The sequence below is a fragment of the Senegalia sp. (in: firmicutes) genome, assembly GCF_052088025.1.
Lineage (GTDB): Bacteria > Bacillota > Clostridia > Tissierellales > SIT17 > Anaeromonas.
Genome location: NZ_JBQCYD010000004.1, coordinates 63,894 through 83,868, shown reverse-complemented (window position 1 = coordinate 83,868; position 19,975 = coordinate 63,894). Strand labels below are relative to the sequence as shown.

Genomic DNA, 19,975 nt, shown 5'->3' with positions numbered 1-19,975 from the left:
AAAAGATTTTAAATTAAAAATAAAATAGTTGCAGAAATATTATATTTAAGATATAATTATATAGTGCCAATATCCACTTACTGCAAAGATTTATGGAATATTGCAGAAATGAGGGGAGGGAGAAAAATGGCAGAAATCAAAGTTGGAGATAGCGAGTCATTAGAAAATGCACTTAAAAGATTTAAAAGGGAAACTTCTAGAAGCGGCGTTTTATCAGAGGCTAGAAACAGACAGCATTATGAAAAACCAAGCATAGCTCGTAAGAAAAAATCAGAAGCAGCTAGAAAAAAGAACAAAAAAAGAAGATAATTTTTTAAGAAGGTGAATGAATGTCACTTAAAGTCAAATTAATGGATGATCTAAAGGATTCTATGAGAAACAAAGAAAAACTTAGGAAAAATGCCATTACATTAGTAAGATCTGCTATCAAACAAAAAGAAGTAGATGAAAGAATAGAACTTGATGATGAAGCTATATTAGATATAATATCTAAACAAGTGAAACAAAAAAAGGATTCTATAAATGAATTTAAAAAAGGTAACCGTGAAGACTTAGTTTCTCAAACAGAAAAAGAAATTGCTGTTCTTATGGAATATTTACCACCTCAATTATCTGAAGCTGAATTAGAATTAATAGTGAAACAAGCTATTGATGATACTAATGCAACTTCTATGAAAGATATGGGGAAAATAATGGGCAAAGTAATGCCTCAAATCAAAGGACGAGCAGACGGTAGTCTTGTAAATAAAATTGCAATTAAATATTTTAACAAATAAAAACATTCTACGACTTATTGGTCGTAGAATGTTTTTTTAATTTAAAATATGTTATAATTATATTTAATGCTATAGTTGAAGGGGTAATGAAAATTGAAAATAATCAAAGTGAAAAATTATGAAGAAATGAGTAAAAGAGCAGCATTTATTATAGCAAGCCAAGTAAGTATAAAAGAAGACTCGGTCCTTGGTCTTGCAACAGGGTCTACTCCAATTGGTACATATAAACAAATAATAAATATCTATAATGATAAATTGATCGATTTTAAAAATATTACTACATATAACTTAGATGAATATTATGATTTATCAGAAGAAAATGAACAATCTTATAGATGTTTTATGAATCAGAATTTGTTCAATCATATCAATATAGACAAAAAAAATACTTTTGTACCAAATGGAAAAGCTGAAAATCCTGAAAAAGAATGCAAAAGATATGATAGCTTGGTGGAAAAAAGTGGAAACATTGATTTGCAAATACTAGGTATAGGAAGTAATGCTCATATAGGTTTTAATGAACCAGATGATAAATTTGCTAAAGGTACGCACTTAGTAGATTTAAAGCAAGAAACAATAGATGCAAATGCAAGATTTTTTAAGAGTAAAGAAGAAGTACCTAAAAAAGCAATAAGTATGGGTATGAAAAATATAATGGCAGCAAAAAAAGTAATATTATTAGCAAGTGGAGAAAACAAAGCACAAGCTATAAAAAGCACAATAGAAGGTCCTATTAATCCATCTGTTCCAGCTTCAATATTACAACTTCATCCAGATGTTACATTTATATTAGATGAAGATGCAGCTTCAAGATTAAACAAGTAAAAATAAAGCATATCGAAAAGATATGCTTTTGCTTATATTGTTTCATTTTCATTAAATTTTAAATATTTCGTATAATTTATTGATATAATAAGATATAATGATATAAAGAGGTGAAGAGTATGAATAAAAAGAAAATTTTTATATTTCTTATTATGATATTTATGATTATTTCAAGCTCATCATTAGTATTTGCTGATACTGAAAAAGATGTATATGTAATACCCATAAAAGGTGATATTGATAATTCAACATATCAATTTGTAGAAAGAGAAATAAAAATCGCAACAGAAAATGATGCTCGTGCAATTATATTTGAAATAGACACTTTTGGAGGGCTTATAGATCAGGCAGAAAAGATAAAAAGTCTTATTGTAAAAGCTGGTATTCCTACTATTTCCTATGTAAATACCAAAGCTGAATCAGCAGGAGTTTTACTTACAATATCAGCTGATAGCATTGTCATGTCAAATGGTTCTACAATAGGATCAGCTGAACCTATACCAAATACTGAAAAGACACTTTCATATTGGGTAGAAGAGCTTAGATCTACTGCAGAAACTAAAGATAGAGATCCTGAACTTGTTGCATCTATGGCAGATAATAGTATAAGCATTGATGGTATAATTGATGAAGGTAGACTTCTTAATTTGAACTTTAAAAGAGCAAAAGAATTAGGATTTGCAGATTTTATTGCAAATAGTCATAGTGAAATATTAGATGAATTAAATATAGAATATGATGAAATAATAGTAACTGAAGTAGATTTTATAACAAAACTTGCTAAATTTGTAGTAAATCCTTATGTGCTTAGTTTATTACTTACTATTGGATTTATTGGTATAGTAGTGGAAATATTTACACCAGGATTTGGTGTAGGAGCTACAATATCAATACTATCATTTACCCTATATTTTGGAAGTAATTTTATAGTTGGAAATAGTGGATGGACAGCACTTTTACTCTTTATAGCTGGAATAATACTACTAATAATAGAAGCTATAGTGCCTGGATTTGGAATACCTGGCATTGGTGGTATTGCAAGTATAGTAGTAGCTATAGTACTTGCATCTCCTGACGTACAAATAGCGATATTCTCTATAATATTAGCATTTGTTTTAAGTATATTAGTAGCGTATTTGTTCTTAAAATACGGACAAAAAAGTCCTTATTTTGATAAAATAGTTTTAAATGAAAAAGGTGAAGGTAGTTCTGGTTATTCAAGTACTATTGATAATATAATGTATCTAAACAAGGAAGGTGAAGCTTTGACTACACTTAGACCTTCAGGTACTATTATAGTGGATGATATTAGATTAGATGCAGTTACAGAAGGACAATTTATCAAGAAGGGGGAAAGAATTAAAATAGTGAAGATAGAAGGTTCAAGAATTGTAGTAAGAAAGATATTATTTTAAATAGGAGGAATGATTAAATGGAAGCTTTAATACCAATAATTATAATTGGAGTAGCAGTATTAATATTCTTAACATTGTTGTTTAGTTTTGTACCAGTGGGATTATGGATAACAGCATATTTTTCTGGGGTTAAAATAGGACTTTTCACACTTGTAGGAATGAGACTTAGAAAGGTTATACCATCAAGAATAGTAAGACCAATGATAAAGGCAACAAAAGGTGGTATTAACATTGATGTAGATAAGCTAGAAGCTCATTATCTTGCAGGAGGTAATGTAAATACTGTAGTAGATGCATTAATAGCAGCACAAAGAGCAAATATAGAGCTAGGATTTGAAAGAGCAACAGCAATAGACCTTGCAGGCCGTAATGTATTAGAAGCAGTACAAGTTAGTGTAAACCCTAAGGTTATTGAAACGCCAAATGTGGCAGCAGTAGCTAAAGATGGTATAGAGGTAATGGCTAAAGCACGTGTAACAGTTAGGGCAAACATAGAAAGACTTGTAGGTGGAGCTGGAGAGGAAACTATAATTGCAAGAGTTGGAGAAGGAATAGTAACTACTGTAGGTAGTGCTGAAACTCACAAGGCAGTTTTAGAAAATCCAGATGGCATATCTGAAAATGTATTAAATAAAGGATTAGATTCAGGAACAGCTTTTGAGATATTATCTATTGATATAGCTGATGTTGATGTAGGACGTAATATAGGTGCTACACTTCAAACAGATCAAGCTGAAGCAGATAAGAGGATAGCACAAGCTAAAGCAGAAGAGAGAAGAGCTATGGCTGTTGCTAAGGAGCAAGAAATGAAAGCAGAAGTTCAGTTCCAAAGAGCAAAGGTTGTAGAAGCAGAAGCACAAGTACCACTTGCACTTGCAGAAGCATTAAAGAGTGGAAACATGGGAGCTATGGATTATTATAATATGAAAAATATAATGTCTGATACAAACATGAGAGAATCTATTTCAAACATAAACAAAGAAAATGACAACAACAATAATAGCAATAAAAGAGATTAGGTGATTATATGGATTTTTTAGATCTACTATTTCCATTGTTAATTTTATTAGGTCCAGCAATATTTAAAAGCTTCAGTCAAAAGAAAAAAACAGAAGAAAAAAATGCTAGGAAAAGCTCCACTAATAAAAATGATCAAGCAACTAAAAAAGAAGATGTAAAGAATATACCAAATTATTATGATAGGTTTGAGAGAAAACCAAAAAGCATGGAAGAAAGAAAACTAAAAACAAAGAAAACAAGAATGGATGAAGAAAAACATATAAAAGAAGAAGAACATATAGGAGAAGAGCGATATATAAAAGAAGAAAAACGAATCACAGAAGAAGAAAGAATAAAAGAATTGAAGATGAAAAGAGAAATTTATGCTAATAGTGAAAAAAAATTAAGCAGAAACAAGAAAATCAGAAACAAAATAGATGAAGAAGAGATAATTTCTGATAGAAATAGAAGTAGAAAAAGAAATGTAGACTTAGATTATATAAAACAAGAAGAAATAGGTAGAGATGATATAGATTTAAGATTTGATAAGACACAACTTGTTCAAGGTGTAATTTTATCGGAAATATTATCAAAACCAAAAGCTTTAGAAAAAAAGAAGTAATGCATATGCATTACTTCTTTTTTGTAAGCATAAATTAATATAGAGGAGGAAATTTAATGAGTAAAAAAATAGATGACTTAAAAACAAATATAGCAGAAGCTTTAGAACTGCCAAAGGAAATAATACTTGATTTACCTAAGATAACTTTGGTTGGCAATATTCAATTATATATAGAAAATCATAAAGGAATAATTGAATATACTAAAGATAGCATTAGAATAAATAGCAAGGCAGGTGTTATAAAAATAGTAGGAAAGAATATGCTCATAAAAAACATAGTTTCAGAAGAAGTTATAATAAAAGGAGAAATAATAAATGTAGAATTCATATAAGGAGGTGTAAGCTTGTTAATCGTTAGGTTATGGAATTATATAAGTGGTTATGTTATTATTAGAATTGAAGGATTAACACTAGAAAGATTTATAAATCTTTCCACAATAAATAACATATACCTTTGGGATATTGAAAGATTAGATTATACTACAATCCAAGCAAAAGTTAGTCTTAAAGGATTTAAAGAACTTAAACCAATAATATTAAAAGTTGGTTCTAGATACAATATATTATCAAGAGAAGGTTTACCATTTTTTTTGACTAAACTAAGAAAAAGGAAGATGCTAGCTTTAGGGTTCATCTTAATGATAGGTGTAATCTTTTTTTTAACCTCATTTATTTGGAATATAGATATATCTTCACCAAAAGGATTTAACCAAGAAGAATTGGTGGAATATTTAAATGAAAAAGGGGTTAAAATCGGAGTAAGGAAATCATTTGTAGATAATGAAGAATTGAAAATAGAAATACTAAAAGAATTTGATGATATAGCATATATTAATTTGAAAATAACAGGAACAAAATTAATAGTTAATTTAAAAGAAAGAGAGTTTTATTCTAATGATGATAAATGGGATAAGAATAAACCAGCTAATATCATCTCATCTAAAAAGGGAGTAGTACAAAAAGTAATAGCCAAAAATGGCAATCCCCTAGTTGAAAAAGGAGATATTGTAAAAAAAGGTCAAGTACTAATAACAGGAGTTTTAAAAAATGAAGAGGAAGAAAATATATTATTAGTTCATTCTGAAGGAGAGATACTTGCTAAAACTTATTATTATAAGACCATAAAAGAACCTATAATAAAAAAAGTAAAAGAAGAAACGGGAGAAAAATATTTTTCTAGGGAAATAAAGATAGGAGAAAAGAGCATACATATCAAAAATGATGACATACCATTTAAAAATTATATAGAGCATGTAGATGATAGAAGTAATGAGTTTTATTCAATCATTCCTTTTGATATAATTAAACATGAATATAGGGAAGTAAGAATAAAAGAAGTTAAACAAAATATAGATTCATTAAAAGAAGCTTTAAGTGTTATAATAACAAAAGAAGCTATGAAAGAAGTAAAAGAAGATATGAAGGTAGAATCAAAGGAAATAACATTTGAAAAAAAAGATAATTTTTTAATAACAAGTATAAAACTAGAGATGATTGAAAATATAGCAGAAAAAGAATATATAAATGAAAATATAGAAATTCAAAATGATGATTCAAATGACGATTTAAAAGAAAATGAGGAGGAATAGTATTGACAGAAAATAGACTAGAAAAAAGCATAAAGATAAATGATGAGGATTTTAGTAGAGAGCTTTATGGTGATTTTGATAAAAATATCAAACTTATAGAAGAACAATTTGATGTAGATATAGTATCACGTGAAGGTGAAATAAAAATACTTGGAAAAAAAGAAGCTATAGATCAAGTAGATATATTAATAAAAAAATTGATAGATATAGTAAAGGTTGAAGGAAAACTTACAAATCAACAAATAAGATATGCAATAACACTTGTGAATCAAGGAAATGAAGATAAGATGGGAGGTTTATTAAATGATACTGTATGTATAACTTATACAGGAAAAACTATAAAGCCAAAAACCTTAGGACAAAAAAAATACATTCAAGCTATGGCTAAAAATGATCTTGTATTTGGAATTGGCCCTGCAGGAACTGGTAAAACCTATCTAGCTGTAGCTAAAGCTGTTCAAGCTTTTAAAAATAAAGAAGTAGAAAGAATAATTTTAACCAGGCCAGCCGTAGAAGCTGGAGAAAAGTTAGGCTTTTTACCAGGGGATTTACAAGATAAGGTAGATCCATATCTAAGACCTGTATACGATGCATTATTTGATATATTTGGAGGAGAAGCATTTCTTAAAAACAGAGAAAGAGGGCTAATAGAAATTGCACCACTTGCATATATGAGAGGTAGAACACTTGATTCAGCCTTTGTAATACTAGATGAGGCACAAAATACCACATCAGAGCAAATGAAGATGTTTCTTACCAGAATTGGCTTTGGTTCAAAAGCAATTATAACAGGAGATATAACTCAAATAGATTTACCACATGGTAAAATATCTGGCTTAAAACAAGTAACACATATATTAAAGGATGTAAAAGGAATTGATTTTACTTATCTTAGTAAAGAAGATGTAGTAAGACATAAATTAGTACAGAGAATAATAGAAGCATACGAAAATCACGAAAAAAAGAAAGATTAAGGAGACTAAAATGGAAGTTTATATTGATAATAGACAGACAAAAATTTTATTAGATGAAAACATTAAGACCATAGTTGAAAATGTAATAAAGGAATGTTTAGAATATGAAGATTTTGGATTTAATTATGAAATAAGTGTTTCATTTGTAGATAATACGGAAATAAAAGAATTAAATAAGAGATTTCGTGCTAAGGATATTGAAACAGATGTATTATCATTTCCAATGGAAGATGAATTAGAAGGAGAAAACTATATTCCCATACTCGGAGATATCATAATATCTGCTGAAGAGGCTAGTATTCAAGCAAAAGAATTTGGTCATGGTTTAGAAAGAGAAATAGCATACTTAACAGCCCACAGCATGTTTCATTTAATGGGTTATGATCATTTAAATGAAGAAGAAAAACTTCTTATGAGAAAAAAAGAAAAAGATGTTATGAAAAAACTAAAAATTTTTAAACAATAAAGAAAGTGGGAAAACGCATGAAAAGATTGATAGATAGTTTCAACTATGCAGTAGAAGGAATTATCTATACCTTAAAAACACAAAAGAATATGAGAATACATTTTTCTGTCATGGTACTCATATTATTTTTGAGTCTGTTTTTTAATTTTTCAAAGCTAGAGTTATTATCACTATTTTTTGCTATATCTCTTGTTATAATAGCAGAAATGATAAATACAGCTGTAGAAAAAACTATAGATATGTTCACAAGTGAATTTCATCCTTTAGCAAAAATTGCAAAGAATGTTGCAGCAGGAGCAGTTTTAGTGGCAGCATTAAACTCTGTAATGGTTGGATATCTCTTATTCTTTGATAGGGTAAATCCATTTACAGGGTCAATCATATTTAAAATAAGATCCTCTCCTATACATCTTACCTTTATATGTATTTTACTTATAACTATTATTACTATTGTAGTAAAAACAATATCTCAAACAGGGACACCTTTTAAAGGTGGTATAATTAGTGGACATGCGGCATTTGCATTTACTATATCAACAGTTGTAACTTTTTTAACAGAAAATATACTAATAGCTTCATTAGCCTTTTTATTATCTATTTTAGTGGGTCAAAGTAGAATAGAAGGTGAAATCCATAGTTTTTTTGAAGTAGTTAATGGAGCATTATTGGGTATATTAATAACTACATTAATATTTCAATTATTATAGAGGTCTCTGGAGGGATTTATTTTGGAAGAAAATTTTTTATATATACGGATAGGTATTTTATTTATCCTTATAATACTATCTGCAATATTTTCAAGCTCAGAAACTGCAATCACAACTCTTAAAATTGCTAAAATAAGAAAATTAAGAGAAACAAATGAAAAAAAAGCTTTGTTACTCGAAAGAATAAAAAAGCAAATAAATATGATGTTATCTACAATTTTGATAGGTAATAATCTAGTAAATATATTAGCAACAGCAATACTTACTGAAATAACAGTAGAAGTTTTTAAAGGCAGTAGCTCAACACTTATATCTACAGCAATAATGACTATTATTATATTGATATTTGGTGAAATAACACCTAAAACATATGCAGCACAAAATCCTGAAAAAGTATCTATCTTAATAGCAAGGCCACTTGTAGTTCTTTCATTTATATTTAAACCTGTACTTATAATACTTAATTTTATCACTGGATTTTTCATAAAATTAATGGGTGGAGATATAAATCATACAGGACCATTTGTAACAGAAGAAGAAATAAGATCTTTAGTTGATGTAGGTGAAGAAGAAGGTGTAGTAAAGCTACAAGAAAAGGAAATGATAGAAAATATCTTTGAAATAGATCATATTGATGTAGGGGATGTAATGGTTCCTAGAATTGATATAATAGCAGTTGCAGAAGATGATAGCATGGAAGATGCACTAGAAAAGATAACTAAATTTGGACATTCTAGAATTCCTGTATATAAAGAAAGTATAGATAATATTGTAGGAATACTTTATGCCAAAGATGTATTACCTTTTATAGGATATAAAAATGTAGAGATAAATGAAACTAAAATAATAGATATAATGAGAAATGCATATTATGTACCAGAGACTAAAAAAGTAAACAAACTTTTAAGGGAATTACAATTTAACAAAGTGCATATGGCTATAGTTTTAGATGAATATGGAGGGACAGAAGGATTAGTTACAATAGAGGATATTTTAGAGGAAATAGTAGGCGATATATTAGATGAATATGATGTGGATATAGATTTAATAGAAAAAATAAATGAAAACACCTTCAATGTAAAAGCTGAAGTTTCTCTTGAAGATATAAATGAAATATTTTTAACTGATTTTCCAGAAGAAGAATTTGATTCATTAGGTGGATATATATTTAATACACTTGGAAGAGTACCCATTAAGGGTGATAAATTAGAAAATTCTAAAATATCTATTATAGTAAAAAAGGTAACAAATAGAAGAGTAATATTAGTAGAAATAACTAAAAATCAGGGGTGATTTAGTTGAAAAAAGTGATTTTAATTTTGATATGTATTTTATCATTGATAAATATTGGGTGTAGCAAAGATGGTGAGTCAACAAAAACAGAAGAAAATAAAGATGAAATTTCTAAAGAAAATAATAATTCTAAAGAAAATGAAAGTAAAAGCACTTTCATATCTCCATTAAGTGGAGTGGAAGTAAAAGAAGATTTAAGTGATAAAAGACCAGTAGCTATAATGTTTGATAATCAAAAAGATGCAAGATGGCAAGCAGGACTTGGAGAGGCAGAGATAGCATATGAATTTTTAGTTGAAGGAAATATTACTAGATATATGGCTATATATTTAAAGAACAGTCCTGATGTAATAGGTCCAATTAGAAGTGCAAGACCCTACTATTTAACTGCCTTGCTTGAATATGACTCTATATATGTTCATTGTGGTGGAAGTCCTCAGGCAAAAGAGGAAATAGTAAGCCTTGGAATAGATGAAGTAGATTGTATGAGTGCACGTGGATATGTATTTTATAGAAACAACAAGGTAGGCAAAAAAGCTCCTCATAATTTATATACCAACATGAACGATATAAGAAAATATGAAGAGGAAAAAGGCTTTAACATAAAAGCTAATTATGAAAAATTCTCTTTTAATGATAAAAAGGAAGAATTAGATGGTCAAATAGCAAATGAAATACAAATTAACTATGCTAAATATAATCAAACTTCATATAAATATGACGAAGAATTAGAGGCCTATATTAGATATAAAGATGGTGAAGCTCATATAGATGAAAGTAACAATAAAAACTTAACAGCTACAAATATAATAGTTCAAGAAGCAGAAACTAGTGTGCTAGATGATCAAGGAAGGCTTGAAATATCTACAATTGGTCAAGGATCTGGAAAATATTTCACAAGGGGTAAATATATAAATATAAATTGGGAAAAAGAAGATAAGTATTCTAAGACAAAATATTTTGATGAAGATCAAAATGAAATAAAACTAAATCCAGGAAATACTTGGATACAAGTAACACCTATAGATCCAAGTATCAAAATATTCTAATAGGCGGTGGATTAAATGAATGTAGAAGAACTTGTAAAAAAAGCAATAGAAGCAAAAGAGATGGCTTATGTTCCTTATTCTAAGTTTAGAGTAGGAGCAGCACTTTTAACTGATGATGGTAAAATATATAAAGGGTGCAATATAGAATCGGCAAGTTATAGTCCTACTAATTGTGCAGAAAGAACAGCAATATTTAAAGCAGTATCAGAAGGAGATAAAAACTTCACAGCAATTGCAGTAACAAGTGATTCAGGATATACTTTTCCTTGTGGAGTATGTAGACAGGTCATGAGAGAATTTTCACCCAAACTTAAAATCTATATAGTTAAAAATGAAAATGAATATAAAGAATTTACATTAGAAGAATTATTACCTCATAGCTTTGGGCCAGAGGATTTAATACAAAACAAATTAAAGGATGATAAAATTGAATTTTAAATCAGGATTTATAACAATAATAGGAAGACCAAATGTAGGTAAATCAACACTATTAAATCATATAATAGGAGAAAAAATATCTATAATATCAGATAAACCTCAAACTACAAGAAATAAGATACAATTTATACATACTACAGAAAATAGTCAAATGATATTTGTAGATACTCCAGGAATTCATAAACCTAAAAATAAATTAGGAGAATTTATGAATAAGGAAGTATCACTTGCTCTTGCAGATATGGACGTACTTGTGTGGGTTATAGATGATAGTATGGAAATAGGACCAGGAGATAGCAAGATATTACAAAGACTTGAAGGAATAAACATTCCAAAGATACTTGTAATAAATAAAATAGATAAATTATCTAATGAAAATATAAGTAAATTAGTTGATAAATTTAAAAAAAGACATGACTTTAAATTTATAGTTCCTATTTCTGCACAAAGAGGTAGAAATGTTGATACCTTACTAGAATCAATAGAAAGCTTACTTCCTGAAGGTCCTAAGTATTATCCAGAAGATATGATAACAGACCAACAAGAGAGAATAATAGTTGCAGAAATAGTAAGGGAAAAAACTCTTAAATATTTAGATCAAGAGATACCTCATGGTATAGCTGTAGAAACAACTATGATGAAAGAAAGAAAAGATAAAGATATAATTGATATACATTCTACTATTTATTGTGAAAAAGACTCACATAAGGGTATAATAATAGGTAAGGATGGTAGAAAATTAAAAGGAATAGGTAAAAGTGCAAGAGAAGATATAGAAAGATTTTTAGATATAAAAGTAAATCTTCAATTGTGGGTAAAGGTCAATAAAAATTGGCGTGAAAAGGAAAATTTAGTTAAGAGAATGGGATACAAAAGATAAGTAAAAACTTCATATTATTTACACTTTTTACATTGTATAATCTTTTATTATATCCACAAACTAAACTCATACTGAAATATGGGGAGGATTACAATGTTAAAGGATGAAATGTGGAAAATATTTGAAGCAACAGGAAAGATAGATGCATATTTATATTGTAAAACAAATAATGAAAATAATGATGAAGATTTTGAAGAAGAAAATTTAACCTTAGAAGATGATACACAAGAAAATAAATTAAGTTAGAAGTATAATAAAAGCAGGTGCAAAAGATGTTATTGAAAGTTCAAGGGATAATTTTAAAATCAATAAACTTCAAGGATTCAGATAAAATACTTACTATATTCACTAAAGAACGTGGCAAGATTCAAGCAATAGCAAATGGGGTAAGAAAACCTAGAAGTAAAAATATGGCATCAACACAAGTGTTTTCTTTAAGTGATTTTGTAGTTTATAAAGGTAGAAATTTATATAATTTAAATCAATCTGAAATAATAAACTCCTACTATCCCTTAAGAGATGATTTAAATAAATTATCATATGCTTCATATATCATAGAACTTACTAGTGCTGGATTAATTGAAGAAGAAGTAAATACAAAAATATTTGGGCTTTTATTAAAGACATTAGACATAATATTAAAAGAAGAAAAATATGAATTAATAACTAGGGCATTTGAGCTTAAATTTATTTCATATTTAGGATATAGGCCCCATCTAATAGATTGTGTCAACTGCCATAATGAATTAAATTCTAATTTTAAGTTTAGTATATCAAATAGTGGGGTATTATGTGAAAAATGTAAAAGTATAGATAGGTTTTCAAAACCCTTAAATATAGAAACATTAAATATAATGAGATTTATGTTATTTACTTCATTTGATGAAATATTAAAGGTGGACATTGATGAAAATATTTTGAAAAATATAGAAAATATAATGGTGAATTTTATTTTAAAGCATTTAGATAAGACTAGCTTTAAATCTTTAAATTTTATAGATTCATTAAAAAATATTTGAAAATAATACGGAGGTGCAAAAAATGGATATAAGTTTAGAAAAAATTGATACTATAAGAGAACGTACAGGAGTGAGCTATAAAGAAGCAAAAGAAGCACTAGAAAGAAATGATGGTGATGTATTAGAAGCACTTGTTGATATTGAATCTAGTGAAGAAGGTGAAGGGTTTAGCTTCAATAGAAAGAGCGAAGAAATAATATCTACATTAAAAGATACTATTAAAAAGGGTAATATAACAAAAATAATACTAGAAAAAGATGGAGATATAATCATGAATATCCCTGTCACAGCAGGAGCAATAGGAGCAGTACTAGCTCCACAATTATCAGCACTTGGTGTAGCAGCAGCTATGATATCTAAAACAACTATAAAAATAGTAAAAGAAGATGGAGAAGTTGTTAGTTTAAATAAACTTGCAGGTGATACTATGAATAAATTCATGGGAAAAGATAAGAAAAATAAAAGTAATACACAGTATGATAATACAAGAGAAGATGATGAAGATTATACAGAATAAGTATAATAATGGTCTTATCTTGACAATAGAATAGATTTCTGCTAAATTATTATAATATAACACTTTTTGCTAAGATGAAGAATAGTAGATTAAAGGATTATTATCAAAGCGATTCAGGAAAGGTGAGAGCCTGAAATAATATTTTAATTGAAGGCACTTTTGAGCAATATTCAAAGTGGGTACAATTTGTACCAAATAGGGTGGAACCGCGGAAGTAACCTTTCGTCCCTATATAGGGATGAAGGGTTTTTTATTGTCCCAAAAGATAAAAGAGGAGGAGTTAAATTGTATTTACAAGACCTTATGCTAAAATTACAACAATATTGGGGTGAAAAAGGATGCATTATAATGCAGGCTTATGATGTGGAAAAGGGTGCTGGAACTATGAACCCTAATACATTTCTAAGAGCACTTGGACCTGAACCTTGGAAGGTAGTATATGTAGAACCTTCAAGGAGACCAGCTGATGCTAGATATGGAGAAAATCCAAATAGAGTATATCAACATCATCAATTGCAAGTAATCATAAAACCTTCTCCAGAAGATATACAAGAATTATATTTAGATAGTTTAAAGGCTATAGGAATAGATCCTTTAAAGCACGACATTAGATTTGTAGAAGACAATTGGGAAGCACCTACACTTGGAGCATGGGGGCTTGGTTGGGAAGTATGGCTTGATGGAATGGAAATAACTCAATTTACATATTTCCAACAAGTTGGAGGAATAAACTGTGAACTTGAATCGTCAGAATTAACATATGGACTAGAGCGAATTGCAATGTATCTACAAGATGTAGATAATATATTTGATATTAATTGGACAAAAGATATAAAATATGGTGAAATATTTAAACAAGCTGAATTTGAACATTCTGTTTATAGTTTTGAAAAAGCAAAAAAAGAAATGTTATTTGATTTATTTTCAGTATATGAAAAAGAAGCATCAAGATTAATAGAAGAAGGACTAGTATATCCAGCCTATGATTATGTACTTAAATGTTCTCATGTATTTAATATTTTAGATGCAAGAGGGGCAATTTCTGTAACTGAAAGAACAGGATATATATCCAAGGTAAGAAATTTAGCAAGACTAATAGCTTCTAAATTTATTGAAAAAAGAGAAGCATTAGGATATCCATTGCTAAAGGAGGGAAAATAAATGAGAAAATATCTTTTAGAAATAGGAACAGAAGAAATACCATATAGATTTATGAAAAATACACTTATACAGATGAAAGAAAATATGAAAGAATTATTAGATGAAAATAGAATAGATTATGAAAAAATAGATACTTATGGAACACCAAGAAGACTTGTGGTTTTAATAGAAAATATAAGTGACTTGCAATTAGACCTTCATGAAACAGTAAAAGGTCCGTCTGAAAAAATTGCATATGATGCTGAAAACAATCCTTCTAAAGCACTTTTAGGTTTTGCTAGGGGTCAAGGTGTAGAAATAGATGATATATTTATAGATGAATTTAATGGTGAAGAATATGTTTTTGCAAATAAACATGTAAAGGGAAAAGAGACAAAAAATATATTAAAAGAAAATATGGGTGAATTTATAAAGAGCATTAATTTTCCAAAACCAATGAAATGGGGAGGAAAAAACATAAAATTTGCAAGACCTATAAGGTGGTTAATATCACTACTTGATAGTGAAATAGTAGAATTTGATTTAGAAGGTATAAAGTCATCTAATATTTCAAGAGGTCATAGATTTTTAGGTTCAAGCTCTATAGAAATAAAAGATGTAGATGAATATTTTACTAAGTTAAAAGAAAATTATGTAATAGTAGATCAAGAAAAAAGAAAAGAAATCATCAAAATAGGATGCGTAAAACTTGCCAAAGAAAAAGGTGGAAATTTATTAGAAGATGATGAATTATTAGAAGAGCTCACATATATAGTGGAGTATCCAACACCTTTTAGAGGTAGGATAAAAGAAGAATATTTAAAAATGCCTAAAGAAGTTATAATTACGCCTATGAAAGAACATCAGAGGTATTTTCCTGTAGTAGATGATAAAAACAATCTCTTGCCATATTTTATTGCAGTAAGAAATGGTAATTCTGAGTATATAGATACAGTAATAAAGGGAAATGAAAAAGTTTTAGGTGCAAGACTTGAAGATGCAAAATTCTTTTATAATGAAGATTTAAAAATACCACTTGAAGATTATGTAGAAAGTTTGAAATCGATAGTTTATCAAGCAAAATTAGGTACAATATATGATAAGACAAAAAGAATAAATGAACTAGCAATAGATATAGCAAAAGATTTAGATTTAGGAGAAGAAACTGAAAGCAATATAGACAGAGCAAGCTTACTTTCAAAAGCTGACTTAGTTACGAAAATGGTAAATGAATTTACAGAACTTCAAGGTGTCATAGGAAGAGAATATGCAAAAATAGAAGGTGAAAATGAAGTAGTAAGCCTTGCTATATACGAGCATTATTTACCAAGATATTCAGGAGATAATCTACCAACTACGACTGCTGGAGCAATAATCAGCATATCAGATAAATTAGATAGTATTTGTGGTGGTTTTGCTATAGAAAATAAACCTTCAGGAAGTCAAGATCCTTATGGATTCAGAAGACAGGCTCTAGGGATAGTAAATATAATACTTGATAAAAACTTAGATTTATCATTAAATCAAGCTATATCAGATTCTCTTAGAATATATATAGAAAATGAACTTTATTTTGATTTTGAAAAAATAAAAGACCAAGTAATAGAGTTCTTTAATAATAGAATTAAAAACATGTTCATTGATAAGGGCATTAGATATGACATAATTGATGCTGTATTAAGTACAGGAAATGACAATATAACTGATATTCAAATTAGAGTAGAACAATTAGATGAGTGGATTAAAAATGAAGATATAGAAGCGATATTAATTGCCTTTAATAGAATTTCAAATATAGCAGAAAAAGCAGACACTGATGAAGTTTCAAAAGAACTTCTAAAGGAAGAAAATGAAAAAGAATTATATGAAAAATATATAGAAATAAAAGAAGATGTTCATGAAAACATAGGAAAGAATAAATATAATATAGCTATAGAAAAAATAACTGATTTAAGAAAACCAATAGATGAGTTTTTTGAAAATGTAATGGTTATGGTAGATGATGAAGATTTAAAAAGAAATAGATTAGCACTAATCAAAAGCATATCAAAAATGATGCTTGAAGTTTGTGACTTATCAAAAATTTCAAAAGAATAAAACAGAATTAAAAGAGGTGAGAGGTATAAAACTTTCAGAAAGACAAGAAATTATAATAGAAATTGTAAGAGAAAATGAACCTATCACTAGTGAAGCTATAGCTAAAAGACTTAAATTAACTAGAGCTACATTAAGACCCGATTTATCTATTCTTACTATGAGTGGTATACTTGATGCAAGACCTAAGGTAGGATATTTTTATTCAGGGAAATCTGATATAAATATATTTAGAGATAAAATAGAATCTATAAAGGTAGGAGAGATCAAATCTCTACCAACTATAATAGATGAATCCACATCAGTATATGATGCAATAGTTACCCTTTTTATAGATGATGTAGGAAGTATATTTGTGACCTCAAATGGATTTTTCGCTGGTATTATATCCAGAAAAGACCTACTTAAATCTGCAATTGGTGGTATTGACATAGAAAAAGTTCCAGTAGCTATAATAATGAGTAGAATGCCTAATATAGTTTTTTTAGAAGAAAATGAATCTGTACTTCAAGCAGCTATTAAAATAATAGATCATGAAGTGGATAGTCTTCCCATAGTAGAAAAAGAAAAAGATGATTCTGGTGATTACAAACTTAAAGTCACAGGTAAAATATCAAAAACTAATATAACTAAATTGTTTGTAGATTTAGGTATGGAAAATTAAAGGTGGGATTACATGGGTAAATCAATGGTAACATATGTATTATCTGACTCTATAGGTGAAACAGCAGAAGAAGTGGCAGAAGCTGTAATGAGTCAATTTGATTCTAATAACTTTGAAATGAGAAGATTTCCATATATAACCGACAAAGCACAAATAGAAGAAATTTTAGAAGAAGCAAAGCAAGAAAAAAGTATAATATTATTTACTATAGTAGTAGAAGAACTTAGAAATTTCTTGATGGAAAAATCTAAAGAATATAATATAAAAGCAGTGGATATAATGGAGCCTATATTAAATGCTATAGAAAAATCATTTCATATAAAACCAAAGAGAGAACCAGGATTGATTAGAAAATTAGATGAAAATTATTTTCAAAAAGTAGCAGCTGTAGAATTTGCAGTGAAATATGATGATGGAAAAGATGCTAGAGGTATAAAAAGAGCAGATATAGTTTTGATAGGAGTATCTAGAACCTCTAAAACTCCTTTAAGCATGTATTTAGCTCATAAAAATATGAAAGTAGCAAATATACCACTTTTACCAGAAGTAAAAGCTCCAAAAGAATTATATGAAATTGATCCTAAAAAAATAATAGGTTTAACAGCAAATCCCATCAAACTTAATGAAATAAGACAAGAGAGATTAAAAGCATTAGGACTTAGCAATACTGCAAGTTATGCTAGTATGGATAGAATTCTTAGGGAAATAGAATATGCAGATGAACTTATGGAAGATTTGGGATGTAAAACTATAGATGTATCAAATAAAGCAGTAGAAGAAACAGCAGGCTTGATATTAGAAATACTAAGAGAAAACAATAATTAAAATAATATTAAAGAGGGGTTAACCCTCTTTAATTATGTTTAAGTAGTGGTTATTATGGTTATATTTATAGCAAGTATAAATTACCCTAAAGAAAAGAGGTAAAATATGAATTTAAGAGAAGAAAATCAACTTTTAGAAGAAAAAATATTATCTACCAAAGCTAGCTTAAGCATAAATTCAAAAGGAAGAGAAAGAGAAGAGAATAATTGTGAAATAAGAACTCCCTTTCAAAGAGATCGTGATAGGATAACTCATTCAAAATCCTTTAGAAGATTAAAACATAAGACACAAGTATTTTTATCACCAGAAGGTGATCACTATAGAACTAGACTTACCCATACCCTTGAAGTTTCACAAATTATAAGAACTATAGCAAGAGCACTTCATTTAAATGAGGATTTAGCAGAAGCTATAGCTCTAGGTCATGATTTAGGACATACTCCATTTGGACACACTGGAGAGAGAGTTTTAAATACACTAAATAAAAAAGGATTTCATCACAATGAACAAAGTCTTAGGGTGGTTTCTTTTCTTGAAAATTTAAATTTAACCTTTGAAGTTAAAGATGGAATTTTAAATCATACAGGAAGTTTAAAGGCGCATACTTTAGAAGGTAGATTGCTTAAATTTTGTGACAGGATAGCATATATAAACCATGATATAGATGATGCAGTTAGAGCAGGAATCCTTAATCAAAGTGATTTACCAAAAGATACAATGGAAGTATTAGGACATTCTCATGGTCAAAGGATAAATACTATGATTATAGATATAATAAAAAATAGTAGAAATAAAGATGATATAAAAATGAGTGAGGATATAGAATTTTATACAAATAAACTTAGGGATTTTATGTTTGAAGAAGTTTATTTAAATAAAAAAGCAAAAAAAGAAGAAGAAAAAGCAGAATATCTCATAGAACAACTATATAGGCATTATGTGAAAAACATAGATAGTATCCCCAAGGAATTTAGACATAATCCTGGCGATAAGGAAGATATTATTTCAGATTATATAGCAGGAATGACAGATAGATATGCTATAAAAAAATTCAATAATATATTTGTTCCATCACCTTGGCATAAATAATTAACAAAAGTTAATAATTAAATTTATAAAAAAAAAGGGTTTTAGAGAAAAATGTCGAATTTTATACTTTAGAGCCTTAAAATATTTAGATTCAAAAATCAATGAGGAGGATTAAATGAAAATTCTAGTTGATTCTGACTCATGTCCTGTAAAAGATTTAGTTCATGATATTTCAATCAAAGAAAATATTGATATTTTCTTCATCACAAGTATTTCTCACTACACTATTAACTCTGATATAGATAGTTCTAAATTCATATATGTAGACAATATGAAAGAATCTGCAGATATAGAAATAATAAATAGGCTAGATGTAAATGATATAGTAGTGACTGATGATTATGGTCTTGCATCTCTAGTATTATCAAAAAAATGTTATGCTATATCCACAAAGGGATATATATATAGTGAAGAGAATATAAGTGGTCTCTTAACTAGTAGATATTTAGCTAGTATTCAAAGAAAGAGAAAAAATAAGGTTAAATCTACTAACAAAAAAAGACAAGATTATGATGATAAAAAATTTATAAAAGAATTTATAAAATTAATTTATTTAATAAGAAGGAAAATTGACTTTTCTGGCGAATAGATAAA

At 28.2% G+C, this 19,975-nt stretch carries 24 protein-coding genes and 1 other annotated feature; all 24 genes read left to right on the top strand.

What is annotated here, in order from left to right:
• Positions 1-126: 126 nt before the first annotated feature.
• The 24 genes from rpsU (at position 127) to ACTHUW_RS01960 (ending at position 19,970) form a co-directional block, all read left to right on the top strand.
• A complete protein-coding gene (gene rpsU, locus ACTHUW_RS02075) occupies positions 127-309 on the top strand; it encodes a 30S ribosomal protein S21 (protein WP_442199506.1) in 183 nt (60 codons plus the stop codon).
• A gap of 20 nt (positions 310-329) precedes the next feature.
• Positions 330-776 carry a GatB/YqeY domain-containing protein gene (locus tag ACTHUW_RS02070; protein ID WP_442198766.1) on the top strand — a complete coding sequence of 149 codons (447 nt, stop codon included), beginning with the start codon at positions 330-332 and terminating at the stop codon, positions 774-776.
• A 93-nt stretch (positions 777-869) separates the two neighbouring features.
• A complete protein-coding gene (gene nagB, locus ACTHUW_RS02065; protein ID WP_442199507.1) occupies positions 870-1,601 on the top strand; it encodes a glucosamine-6-phosphate deaminase in 732 nt (243 codons plus the stop codon).
• Between the two features lie 119 nt (positions 1,602-1,720).
• On the top strand, positions 1,721-3,016 hold the full coding sequence (locus tag ACTHUW_RS02060; protein WP_442212416.1) for an NfeD family protein: 1,296 nt from the start codon (positions 1,721-1,723) through the stop codon (positions 3,014-3,016).
• Positions 3,017-3,033: 17 nt separating this feature from the next.
• A complete protein-coding gene (gene floA / locus ACTHUW_RS02055; RefSeq protein ID WP_442212414.1) occupies positions 3,034-4,035 on the top strand; it encodes a flotillin-like protein FloA in 1,002 nt (333 codons plus the stop codon).
• A gap of 8 nt (positions 4,036-4,043) precedes the next feature.
• A complete protein-coding gene (locus ACTHUW_RS02050; RefSeq protein WP_442212411.1) occupies positions 4,044-4,637 on the top strand; it encodes a hypothetical protein in 594 nt (197 codons plus the stop codon).
• Between the two features lie 56 nt (positions 4,638-4,693).
• Positions 4,694-4,969, top strand: coding sequence for a sporulation protein YqfC (yqfC, locus tag ACTHUW_RS02045; RefSeq protein WP_442210590.1), 276 nt, complete (start codon positions 4,694-4,696; stop codon positions 4,967-4,969).
• Between the two features lie 12 nt (positions 4,970-4,981).
• Positions 4,982-6,226 carry a sporulation protein YqfD gene (gene yqfD / locus ACTHUW_RS02040; protein ID WP_442212409.1) on the top strand — a complete coding sequence of 415 codons (1,245 nt, stop codon included), beginning with the start codon at positions 4,982-4,984 and terminating at the stop codon, positions 6,224-6,226.
• 2 nt (positions 6,227-6,228) lie between these two features.
• Entirely contained in the window at positions 6,229-7,200 is a 972-nt protein-coding gene (locus ACTHUW_RS02035; RefSeq protein WP_442197377.1) for a PhoH family protein, read from the top strand.
• A 10-nt stretch (positions 7,201-7,210) separates the two neighbouring features.
• Positions 7,211-7,666 carry an rRNA maturation RNase YbeY gene (gene ybeY, locus ACTHUW_RS02030; protein WP_442199511.1) on the top strand — a complete coding sequence of 152 codons (456 nt, stop codon included), beginning with the start codon at positions 7,211-7,213 and terminating at the stop codon, positions 7,664-7,666.
• 17 nt (positions 7,667-7,683) lie between these two features.
• The gene (locus ACTHUW_RS02025; protein ID WP_442197375.1) at positions 7,684-8,373 is read left to right on the top strand and encodes a diacylglycerol kinase; all 690 of its coding nucleotides are present in this window, start codon (positions 7,684-7,686) and stop codon (positions 8,371-8,373) included.
• A 21-nt stretch (positions 8,374-8,394) separates the two neighbouring features.
• Positions 8,395-9,666: a hemolysin family protein gene (locus tag ACTHUW_RS02020; protein WP_442199512.1), complete on the top strand. Its 1,272-nt coding sequence runs from the start codon at positions 8,395-8,397 to the stop codon at positions 9,664-9,666.
• 14 nt (positions 9,667-9,680) lie between these two features.
• Positions 9,681-10,715, top strand: coding sequence for a DUF3048 domain-containing protein (locus ACTHUW_RS02015; protein ID WP_442212421.1), 1,035 nt, complete (start codon positions 9,681-9,683; stop codon positions 10,713-10,715).
• A gap of 15 nt (positions 10,716-10,730) precedes the next feature.
• Entirely contained in the window at positions 10,731-11,153 is a 423-nt protein-coding gene (locus ACTHUW_RS02010) for a cytidine deaminase (RefSeq protein WP_442197373.1), read from the top strand.
• A complete protein-coding gene (gene era, locus ACTHUW_RS02005; RefSeq protein ID WP_442197372.1) occupies positions 11,134-12,033 on the top strand; it encodes a GTPase Era in 900 nt (299 codons plus the stop codon). The genes ACTHUW_RS02010 and era overlap by 20 nt, the downstream gene beginning before the upstream one ends.
• A gap of 93 nt (positions 12,034-12,126) precedes the next feature.
• Positions 12,127-12,279 (top strand): YqzL family protein, encoded by a 153-nt coding sequence (locus ACTHUW_RS02000; protein WP_442199641.1) that lies wholly within the window; start codon positions 12,127-12,129, stop codon positions 12,277-12,279.
• Positions 12,280-12,305: 26 nt separating this feature from the next.
• Complete coding sequence (gene recO, locus ACTHUW_RS01995) at positions 12,306-13,052, top strand: DNA repair protein RecO (protein WP_442199640.1); 747 nt, start codon at positions 12,306-12,308, stop codon at positions 13,050-13,052.
• A gap of 22 nt (positions 13,053-13,074) precedes the next feature.
• Positions 13,075-13,569, top strand: coding sequence for a DUF4342 domain-containing protein (locus tag ACTHUW_RS01990; protein ID WP_442197369.1), 495 nt, complete (start codon positions 13,075-13,077; stop codon positions 13,567-13,569).
• A gap of 62 nt (positions 13,570-13,631) precedes the next feature.
• Positions 13,632-13,802, top strand: a binding site (T-box leader).
• Between the two features lie 52 nt (positions 13,803-13,854).
• Complete coding sequence (gene glyQ, locus ACTHUW_RS01985; protein WP_442199639.1) at positions 13,855-14,730, top strand: glycine--tRNA ligase subunit alpha; 876 nt, start codon at positions 13,855-13,857, stop codon at positions 14,728-14,730.
• Entirely contained in the window at positions 14,731-16,806 is a 2,076-nt protein-coding gene (glyS, locus tag ACTHUW_RS01980) for a glycine--tRNA ligase subunit beta (RefSeq protein WP_442212407.1), read from the top strand.
• On the top strand, positions 16,778-17,467 hold the full coding sequence (locus ACTHUW_RS01975) for a helix-turn-helix transcriptional regulator (protein WP_442199638.1): 690 nt from the start codon (positions 16,778-16,780) through the stop codon (positions 17,465-17,467). The genes glyS and ACTHUW_RS01975 overlap by 29 nt, the downstream gene beginning before the upstream one ends.
• Positions 17,468-17,479: 12 nt before the next feature.
• Complete coding sequence (locus ACTHUW_RS01970) at positions 17,480-18,292, top strand: pyruvate, water dikinase regulatory protein (protein ID WP_442199637.1); 813 nt, start codon at positions 17,480-17,482, stop codon at positions 18,290-18,292.
• 105 nt (positions 18,293-18,397) lie between these two features.
• A complete protein-coding gene (locus ACTHUW_RS01965; protein WP_442212405.1) occupies positions 18,398-19,381 on the top strand; it encodes a deoxyguanosinetriphosphate triphosphohydrolase in 984 nt (327 codons plus the stop codon).
• Between the two features lie 115 nt (positions 19,382-19,496).
• Positions 19,497-19,970: a DUF188 domain-containing protein gene (locus tag ACTHUW_RS01960; RefSeq protein ID WP_442199549.1), complete on the top strand. Its 474-nt coding sequence runs from the start codon at positions 19,497-19,499 to the stop codon at positions 19,968-19,970.
• Positions 19,971-19,975 lie beyond the last annotated feature (5 nt).